The sequence below is a fragment of the Streptomyces sp. NPDC058955 genome (assembly GCF_042741435.1).
Taxonomy (GTDB): Bacteria; Actinomycetota; Actinomycetes; order Streptomycetales; family Streptomycetaceae; genus Streptomyces.
In genome coordinates this window covers 17,193-26,526 of sequence record NZ_JBHYKM010000028.1, presented here as the reverse complement: position 1 = coordinate 26,526, position 9,334 = coordinate 17,193, and the positions used below count along the sequence as shown (strand labels likewise).

4 protein-coding genes are annotated in these 9,334 nt (G+C 73.3%); 2 read left to right on the top strand and 2 right to left on the bottom strand.

What is annotated here, in order from left to right; translation table 11 throughout:
* Window positions 1-111: 111 nt before the first annotated feature.
* Together ACFW1I_RS13905 and ACFW1I_RS13900 are read right to left on the bottom strand one after the other, a co-directional pair.
* Window positions 112-1,035, bottom strand: coding sequence for an SCO0930 family lipoprotein (locus ACFW1I_RS13905; RefSeq protein ID WP_384669536.1), 924 nt, complete (start codon window positions 1,033-1,035; stop codon window positions 112-114).
* A gap of 267 nt (window positions 1,036-1,302) precedes the next feature.
* On the bottom strand, window positions 1,303-2,904 hold the full coding sequence (locus ACFW1I_RS13900) for a hypothetical protein (RefSeq protein ID WP_384669534.1): 1,602 nt from the start codon (window positions 2,902-2,904) through the stop codon (window positions 1,303-1,305).
* 174 nt (window positions 2,905-3,078) lie between these two features.
* Here ACFW1I_RS13900 and ACFW1I_RS13895 point away from each other — a divergent pair, with 174 nt between their 5' ends.
* Window positions 3,079-8,850: a hypothetical protein gene (locus ACFW1I_RS13895; protein ID WP_384669533.1), complete on the top strand. Its 5,772-nt coding sequence runs from the start codon at window positions 3,079-3,081 to the stop codon at window positions 8,848-8,850.
* 85 nt (window positions 8,851-8,935) lie between these two features.
* A complete protein-coding gene (locus ACFW1I_RS13890) occupies window positions 8,936-9,232 on the top strand; it encodes a hypothetical protein (protein ID WP_384669532.1) in 297 nt (98 codons plus the stop codon).
* Window positions 9,233-9,334: the final 102 nt, after the last annotated feature.

Sequence of the window (9,334 nt, the reverse complement as noted above, 5' to 3'; positions counted from 1 at the left end):
CGGCCCCCCTGGCTTTCTTCCCGGGGCCCGGGGGGGGGTCCGGCGGGGGGCGCACCGGGGGGGGGGCCCCACGGGGGCCCCCCCCGCCGTGTCCTCTCCGGGGCTTCTGGGTCACTTGGCCAGTTTTCCGTCGGGGCGGACCGTGAACCACGTGCCGTTCACCCCGTGGCCGGTGGTGTCACCGGGCTTCTTGTCGCCCGTGTACCAGTACAACGGCCAGCAGTCGAGGGTGAGCTGCTGGGTGCCGTCGGGGCGGGTGTACGGGATGAGGAGCTTCGGATCGATGCCCTTGATGTCGTTCTTGTCGACGAGCTTGGCGGGCTTCCAGACGTCGAGGCAGGCGCCTTCGCAGGCGGACTTCATCGGCCAGGCGGTGTCCATGGTGAAGCGGTAGAGCGTACGGCCCTTGCCGTCGCGGACGATCCGGCCGTGCTTCTCGTCGTCGACCGTGGACAGGGCCGGCAGGTCCTGCGGCTCGCTCGGCTTGCTCGGTTCGCTCGGTCGGCCGGGCCGGCTCGGCTCGCTCGTCGTCTGCTGCGCCTTCGTGCCGTCGGGCGCGGCCGCGAACCAGGTGCCGCCGATGCCGTGTCCGCGGGTCTGGCGGGGGGCCGTGTCCTGCACGTAGCGGTACAGCGGCCAGCCGGCGAGCGTGAGCTGCCTGGTGCCGTCGGCGCGCTTCACCGAACCGAGCAGCGCCGGGTCCAGTCCGCGGCCCGCCTTCGCGTCGTCGGCGAGCGCCGGGGGCCAGGTCGCGGCGCAGTCACCCGCGCAGTTCGAGGTGGGTGGATTGGCCGTGTCCTGGTCGAAGCGGTAGAGGGTGAAGCCCGCGCCGTCCGTCACCACCGGCCCGAGCTCGGCGCTCTTCCAGACGCTGACGCTCCCTGCCTGCGAGGGCTGCGCCCCGCCGGCCGCCGCGGCCGGGGTCTGAGGCGAGGTGGCGGTGGTCGCCGTGGTGCTCGGCGCGCTTCCGCAGGCCGCCGTCATCATGACCGTCGCGACCGCCATCGCGAACGGGACAACAGTGTTCTTGCGCATGGGAGTTCCTCTCTTCTTCTTCTGATTCCTGATTGCTGATTGCTGACTTTTGGCTTCTGGCTTCTGATCTCTGTGCCGAGTGGTGCCCGCCCCGGCAGTGGGGAGGAGGTCGGCCGACTGCCGGGGCGGAGTCTCCGGTGCGGATGTCCCTTCGGGCCGCCGCGGGGAAAGGTGTCGTCCTGCGGCGCGTCACTTCGGAAACGGCCCGATCGGTGGGGCGGTTCAGTTCCGGGGGATTTTCTTTTTCCGGCCGGGTTTCGTGGGGCGTCACACGCGTCCGGTGCCCGCCCCCGCCGGCGTCTGGGTGGGGACGATCACCCGGAGGCCGAGGACGCCGAGGTCCACGCCGCCGTCGGACTCCGCGTACCACCGCCAGTGCGCGCCGGGGACGTCGCCCACGGTGAGGACGATCCAGCCGCCGCCCGCGGGCGCGGACAGGTCCGCGAGGGCCCGGGCCTCCTCGGCGGTCGGCGGGTCCTGGAGGACGACGAATCCGGTGACCTCTCCGCTGCGGGCGGCGCCGCGCACCAGGCCGACGCCCAGTTCCTCGGCGGAGTTGAGGATCTGCTCGGGAGCCTTGCCCCGTACCTCGGCGACCGAGCGGACCCGTACCAGGCCGTTGAGGCCGGGCAGGGCGGTGGTGCTCGGGTCGACCGACACGACCACCGTGCGCTGTCGGGGCAGTTCGAGGAGTCCGCGGACCAGTGCCGCCACGGTGTCCTGGGCGACGGCGAGGTCGCCGCTGATGCTGAGTGCTCCGTTGATCTGTCCGAGGTCCACCATGGCCTGGGCGCCCCGGTCGCTGACCCCGATCCGGGCCAGGTGCGGCAGGGCCAGGGTCACGTCGCCCGCGGGGTCGTCGTCGACGGCGGACGGCAGCCCCGCGCGCTCCCAGCGGTTGGCCTCGATCGGGTTCCACGGTGCCGGGGCCGTGTGCGCGCCCGACACCGAGGCGAGCAGTCTCGTGGGTTCGGCGAGGACGCTGTAGACGCGCATCGGACGCTCGGCCTTCGCCTCCGTGTCGGCGGGGACGAGTTCGCGCAGGGCCTGCCGTACGACCACCGGCGTACGGGTGTCGGCGGCGAGCCGGCGGGCCAGCGCGGCCCGGCGGCGGCGCCGGAGGGCGAGTGCCAGGCCGCGGGGCAGTCGCGGCCTCAACACGCGGGCGCCCCGGGCGATTCCGGTGCCCGCGGTGCGGGCGATCCGGCCGATGCGGCGTCGGGCGACGATGACCGTGGTGAGCGCGGCGAGGCCCGCGATGCCGCCGATCAGCCAGGGAAGGGTGTCCCGGTCGCCGAACGCGCCGAGGGTTCCGGTGCCCCGGCCGGCCGCCGTGCGGGGTGTCGGGGGCGCGCTCTGCGCGGAGCGCGGCGTCGTCCCGTCGGCGGTGTCGGGCAGTACGCCGAACTCGACGCCCGGCCCCTTCGCGTCCTCGGGCAGGATGAGCGGGAAGTCCGGGACGAGCTGCTCGGGGCTCACGAACGCCGAGCCGTCCGGGAGCGGACGCCCGCTGTTGAGGACCAGGATCTCCTCGAAGCGGTTCCCGTCGCCGAGCGTGCGCCGCGCGATCTCGAACAGCGTCTCCTGCTCGCCGCCGTTGTTCTGCGGGGACTTGATGACGTAGTACTTCGTGAGCTCGTCGGCCCGGGGCGCCCCGGGGAGGGAGCCGAGGGCGGGGGCCGAGCCCGGGGCCCGGACGGGGCCGAGCGCGGGGGCGGAGACGGGGACGCGCGCGGTCTCCCGGGCGTGTGCGGGTGCGGGCAGTGCCAGTGCCGTCACGGCCGCGAGGCCGCACAGCGCCGTCACCCATGCCGTGCGCCGCGGCGCCGTCCGTCGTGCGTCGTGCGTCCTTCTGGGGGCGTCGCGCATCTTTCTCGTCCTCCTCCGAGTGGGGCCGGGTGACGCGCCGCTCAGGTCGCGTCGGCCGTCAAACGGGCCCGGCGCGGGGTCGGTTCAATCGCGGCCGGACCGAGTGTCTGAACCACATCGCGGGGCGTCTCGTGAGGTGGTGCCGAACGGGCTCGTACGCGGGAGGAGTGGAAGATGGCGCGTCGGCACACCACGGGCTGGGAGGTGCTCGGCTTCGGGGAGGACCCCACTCCGGGGAACCCTGAGGCGATCACTGCGCTGGCCAGGACCTATCAGGAGCTGGGCGACGGGGCGGGCGAGGCCGTCGACCTGCTGCGCGACGACGGGGCGATCCGCCGGGGCAAGGGCGAGGCGATGGGGGCCCTGAAGGCACGGATCGGCAAGGATCTGCCGGGGCTCCTGGAGAAGACCAGGGACTCCTTCCGCACGGCGGCGGGTGCGTACGGCGAGTACGCCGTCACCCTGACCGACGCGCAGGACATGCTGGACCGCGCGATCGACCAGGGGCAGGAGGTGGCCGGGACCGCCGGCGCGGAGGTCCCGGCACTCGCCGCGGACGCCACTCCGGAGCAGGCGGAGGCGCACCGGACGCGACGGGGCGAGGTCGAGGCAGCGAAGGAGCGGCTGTCGGCGGCGGTGGCGCTCGGCCTCGACGCGCGGCGCCTGCGGGAGGAAGGGTCCCGGAAGGCCACCGTCACCCTCGACGACGCGGCCGAACAGGCCGTTCCGGCGCGTGACTTCTTCAAGGCGTTCGGCGACTTCCTCGCGGACAACCCGTTCGTGGAGATCATCGCCGGCATCCTCGTCGCGATCGTGGCCGTGTTCCTGCCGGTGGTGGGTCTCATCCTGGGTGCGGTGCTGTTCGCGGTCTCGGTGATCCGCATGGTGTCGCAGGGAAAGATCGACGCGGGGGACATCATCATCGGTCTGCTCACCCTGGTGCCCGGCGGTGTGCTGCTCGGCGGGCTCGGCAAGGTCGTCGCGGCGGCGGGCAAGCTGGCGAAGTTCGCGCCGTTCCTGGCCAAGGTGGGCAAGGGGGTCGGGACCGCCTCGGCGGCGGTCTCGGCCGCCCTGAAGGGGTCGACGTTCACGCGCAAGATCATCGACCCGCTGGCGAAGGGGCTCGTCGGCCTCAAGACCTCGCCCGCGCTGGCGCTCGGCGCCAAGTTCACCCTGGACGCGGGCACCGAGTTCGCCCTGGGGTTCCTGGCGAGCGGCCTGACGGCGCTCATCGACGGGAAGAAGTTCGACGCCGCGTCGGCGGCCAAGGGCGCGGCGCTCGGCGCGGCCACGGCCGGTACGCTCACGCTCTTCGGCGGGACGAAGTTCGCCAACAGCGTCAAGGACGCCTTCGTCACCAAGGGCAAGTTCAAGAGCAACATCGACAAGGCGTTCTCGCTGGAGAGCCTGGGCGTCGTCAACGGCCGGTTTAAACCGGGCAACGTCCTGTTCGTCGACACCAAGGGCATGGGACAGAAGACCGGCTTCCACGGCATCAACGGCACCACCAAGGCGGACCCGTCGACGGGCGAGGTCAAGACGAAGGTCACCACACCCGACGGCACGAAGACCGAGACGAAGACCACCCCGCCGGCGCCGAAGCCCGACAAGGCCCCTCCGGCCGACGACCTCCCCTTCGCGCCGCCGGCCGGCGACACGACCTCCACCAAGACGACGACGCCGGACGGCTTCACCTCGACGACCACGAACGGCACGAACACCATCACGAGCCCGGCCGGGGACACCATCACGTCGGACGGCACCACGACGACGGTCGACACCCCGATCGAGGGCCCGACCTTCAAGGAGAAGGCCGCCGGCCTGTTCGGCGGCGAGTTCGCGCCCGCGCAGTCCGCCAAGCCCGCGCTCTCCACGGAGCTGGGACCGGGCGGCACCTTCACGACCTCGGGCCCCTTCGGCAGCGTCACGAAGGACGCGGCGGGCACCACGACGTTCAGCTCGCCCGGCGACGGAGGCCCGACGCCGGAGTTCACCGTGGGCAACCACACGATCACCACACCGACCGGTCTCTCCGTGACCGACCACGCCGGTTCCACGTCGGTCGCGGGCGGCGGGCTGAACGTCGGCAACCAGAACGGCGTCACCTCGGTCTTCGGCAACCCCGGGGGCGACGGCCAGCCGGTGGCCGTCCACGACCCGGTCGGCGGAACCGTCGACGTGACCTTCGGGAACACCACGATCAACGCCGCTGCGGGCGACCTGGGCGGCGGCGCCACCCTGCCGGACGGCACCCAGGTGTCCGTGGGCGGCGGCGGGGTGACCGTCGCCCACGGCGACGTCGGCGGCCAGACCGTCACCCTGCCGCCGCCGGGCACGGGCGGACCGCTCACCGTCACCGACGGCGGCGTCACCACCGTCATCTCCCCGGCGGGCGGCGCCACCATCACCACGCCCGGCGGCCCCGCCACCACGCTCGACCCCACCGGGTTCACGGTGACCACCGGCGGGCCCGCCCCCGAGACCATCCAGTTCGACGGGACCGACGGCACGCTCGCCGTGACCCCGCCGGGAGGGCAGCCGGTGGTGTCGATCGGCACCGACGGCAGCCTCACCACCGGCGGCATCACGACCGACGGGAACGGCGGCGGCACCGCCACGGGCGACGGCGGGTCGATCGCGTTCTCGCCGTTCGAGGTCACGTTCAGCGCGCCCGACGGCACCTCGCTGTCCCTCGACCCGAACGGCAGGTTCGGTTTCGGCGGCATCAGTCACGGCGCCGACGGCGTCACCGTCGCCGGCTCGACCACGGTCGGTCCTGACGGCTCGGCGAGCATCGCGCACGGTGGTCAGGAGATCCACGTCGGCTCCGACGGCACGCTCACGGCCAACGACGCCCAGGGCAACCCGGTGACACCAGGGGTCCCGCAGCCGACCCCCGGCAACGCCGTGGACATCGGCAACACCACCGTCGCCGTCGACGCCGCGGGCGGTCACACGGTCACCGTCCACGGCACCGGCGGCACCACGGTCACGATCGGCAACGGCACCACGACCGTGAACTCCGGCACCATCCAGGCGAGTCACGGCCCGAACGGCATCACCGGAAGCGTCGGAGGCCCGAACCCGGTCCAGGTGCACCAGGCCCCGAACGGCGTCACGACCGTCACCCAGGGCGGCACGTCGGTCGGCACCAGCGCGAACGGGCCCACCACGGCCGGTCCCCGGGGCGGTCCCGCGGCGGTCACCGTCGCCCCGGCCACCGGGGACGTCCCGACGCAGGTCACCACCGCCGACGGCAGCACCACCAGCGTCCACGACGACGGCACCGTCACGAAGTCGGCGCCGGCCGGAACCGGCAGCCAGACGGTCACGGTCGGCGGCGCGGGCTCCGGCACCACGGTGACGGTCGGTGCCGGCGGAACGACCGTCACTTCCGGTCCCCTCCAGGCGACGCACGGCCCGGGCGGCACCACCGGATCGGCGGGCACGCTCGATCCCGTCCAGGTCGACCAGGGCCCCGGGGGCGCCACGACGATCAGCCACGACGGCACGTCGGTCGGCACGAGCCCGGACGGGCCCATCACGGCCGGTCCCCGGGGCGGTCCCGCGGCGGTGACCGTCGCCCCGGCCACCGGGGACGTCCCGACGCAGGTGACCACCCCTGGCGGCAGCACCTCCACCCTCACCGGCGACGGCGTCCAGACCTTCGTCGACGGCAGCCAGGTCGCGGGCGGCACCATCGGCCAGGACGGCAGCGTCACCACCCAGGCCCCGGCGGGTCCTCACACCACCGTCACCAGCGGGCCGAACGGCACGACCGCCGCGGACGACGGCGGCGCTTTCGGCGTGGACCACACCGGGACCGTCACCGACGGCCCGGTCACCATCACGGCCGGCGCCGACGCGAACGGCAACCCCGTGGCCACGCTCACCGACACCGGCGCGGGCGGGGCCCAGGCCCACGTCGCGGCGAACGGCATCGACAGCCAGGGCGTCACCACCACCGCCGGCCCGGACGGGGGCGTCATCTTCACCCACCAGCCCGCTCCCGGCGCCACCACCACGGTCGCCTCCGGCCCCGACGGGACGATCACCACGCAGAACCCCGACGGCTCCGGCACCCAGGTGCCGCCGCCCCCCGCAGCCGCGCCCGGCGGCATCGGGCCGGTGGGCGCGCAGGCGCCCACGACGGTCACCAACGGCAACGGCGCCACGCTCACCACCGACGGCCAGACCGTCACGTACGCGTCGGACGGCTTCACGACCACCCTCGGCAACGACGGGAACGGCCCGACCGCCACCACGGTCCACCACGAGTCCGGCGTCGGCCACGGCATCGACCACAACGGGCAGCTGACCGTCCACGACTCGCCGAGCGACGCCGCCATCACCGCGACGAACACCCAGGTGACCGTGCACACGCCGCAGCAGGAGGGCTGGGGACTGTTCGGCTCGCCGGACATGACGGGCGGCCAGAACACCCTGGCCAACGGACCGAACGGACCGACCATCACCACCCACGGCGCCGACCCGGTCTCGGAGCCGGGCAGCACCGTCGTCCACGGGCCGAACCCGAACGGCCCCGAGGGCGAGTTCTCGGTCACGTACGGACCGGCTTCCGGCAGCTTCGCGCCCGGCGGCACCACCGGCCTCGGCCCCTCCGGCACCCACGTCGACCCCGCTACGAACACCCCGATCGACACGGCGGGCAACCCCCTCGGCAACGGCCCGGGCCAGACGCCCATCAGCACCGTGGCCGGCGACGGCAACAGCGGCATCACCGTGCCCACACCGGGCGGCGGGCCGACCCTGCACCACGACGGGTTCTTCGGCGGCGGCACCACCGTCGGCACCGGGAACACCACCCTGTCCAAGAGCCCCGGAGACGTGGCGAACGCAGGCACCCCGGGACAGAAGTCGGGCGTCCTCGACGGCCCCCACAACCCCCTCGACCCGGCCCCCGCCCCGGGCCCGGAGACCTTCACGATCGGAGGGATCGGCGGGAACGGCGGGAACGGGGGCAACGGAGCCCACGCGGGCCCGATCCTGGACGTCCCGGTCGGCGGCAAGGACGGCAGCACCGTCCACGGCGGCCCCTTCGACGTGAAGGCCACCGGTGGCGGCACGTTCGAGGTCTCCGTCGCCGGCGGCGGCAACGGCCCGCAGGACAAGGTCACCATCGGCCCGGACGGCACCCTCGGCGGTCCGGGCGTGGCTGCGCCGGCGCAGCCGGGCGCCGGACAGCAGGTCACCCTCGGCGACGGCACGACCGTCACGGGCGGGCCGGGCACCCAGCCCGTCGTCACGCCGCCCGGCGGTGCCGGCCCGACCACCACCGTCGCCCACGGCACGGCCACCACCACCGACGCGGCGGGCACGGTGACCATCACGCAGCACGCCGACGGCACCGCCACCTTCACGGGCAACACCGCGGGCGAGAACACCACGTTCACCGTCACCGGTGACGGAGTGAAGGGCACCGTCACCGTCACCGACCAGGGCGGCAACCAGTCCACGTTCCAGGTCGACCTCAAGAACAACGGCGCCGTGGAGGTCACCGACGGCAACGGGAAGACCGTCAACAAGCTCGATGCGGCGGGCTCGTACAACGAACAGCACACGCCGATCCACGACTACCACGCCACCGCCGGGGGCCCCACCTCCGTCACCGAGCTGCGGGAGTACGGCTACGAGGCCCTCACCAGCATCCTCAAGGGGGCCGTGTCGCAGGCCGTGAGCGTCGGGTACGAGGTGGGCGCCAACGGCGCCGACGCCCAGACCGCGCTGGAGAACGCGGGCATCAAACTCGGTCACGGCGTGGGGAACTCCCTCGCCGGCAAGAAGGTCGAGAACGACAACGGCTTCAAGACCAAGGGCCCCGAGGTGCCGCTCGGCGCGCTCCCCCAGAAGGTCCTGGGGGGCCTCAACGCCGCCCAGGACACCGCGCTGGCGAACCCGCCGGAAGAAGCCCCCGTCAAGGTCTGAACCGATTCCCCGAACCCTCCGTTCTGAGGGCGCGGGTCCACACATCCGAAGTCCGCACCACCGACCGGGAACGGGAGACACCACCATGGCCGACTACCTCGTGAACGACGAGAAGACCGCGTCCGCCGCCCTGCAGACCATGAACGAGTACGACGCAGCGGTCGCCCAGCTCAACAAGATCAAGACCGACCTGGACGCACTCACCGCCGACGGCTACAACACCCCTTCCGCCCAGCGCGACTTCAAGCCGTTCGTCGAGGAGTACATGGCGAACTACGGCAAGGTCACCGAGGGCCTGACGGGCATCTCCGAGTACATCAAGAAGTACGGCGAGGGCATCACCCAGTTCGACACCGACATGGGAGCCAGCCTCCGGGGCTGACCCCGCACGCCGTCGGCCGGGCCGGCCGGAACCCCCGTTCCGGACCGGGCCGGACGGCTCCTCCCCCCCCCCCCCCCCCCCGGGGACCCACCAGCCCCCCGA

Excerpts from the sequence above, each read along its gene's own strand:
- ACFW1I_RS13890 (WP_384669532.1), top strand. The coding sequence starts at position 8,936 with ATGGCCGACTACCTCGTGAACGACGAGAAGACCGCGTCCGCCGCCCTG.
- ACFW1I_RS13900 (WP_384669534.1), bottom strand. The coding sequence starts at position 2,904 with ATGCGCGACGCCCCCAGAAGGACGCACGACGCACGACGGACGGCGCCG.
- ACFW1I_RS13905 (WP_384669536.1), bottom strand. The coding sequence starts at position 1,035 with ATGCGCAAGAACACTGTTGTCCCGTTCGCGATGGCGGTCGCGACGGTC.
- ACFW1I_RS13895 (WP_384669533.1), top strand. The coding sequence starts at position 3,079 with ATGGCGCGTCGGCACACCACGGGCTGGGAGGTGCTCGGCTTCGGGGAG.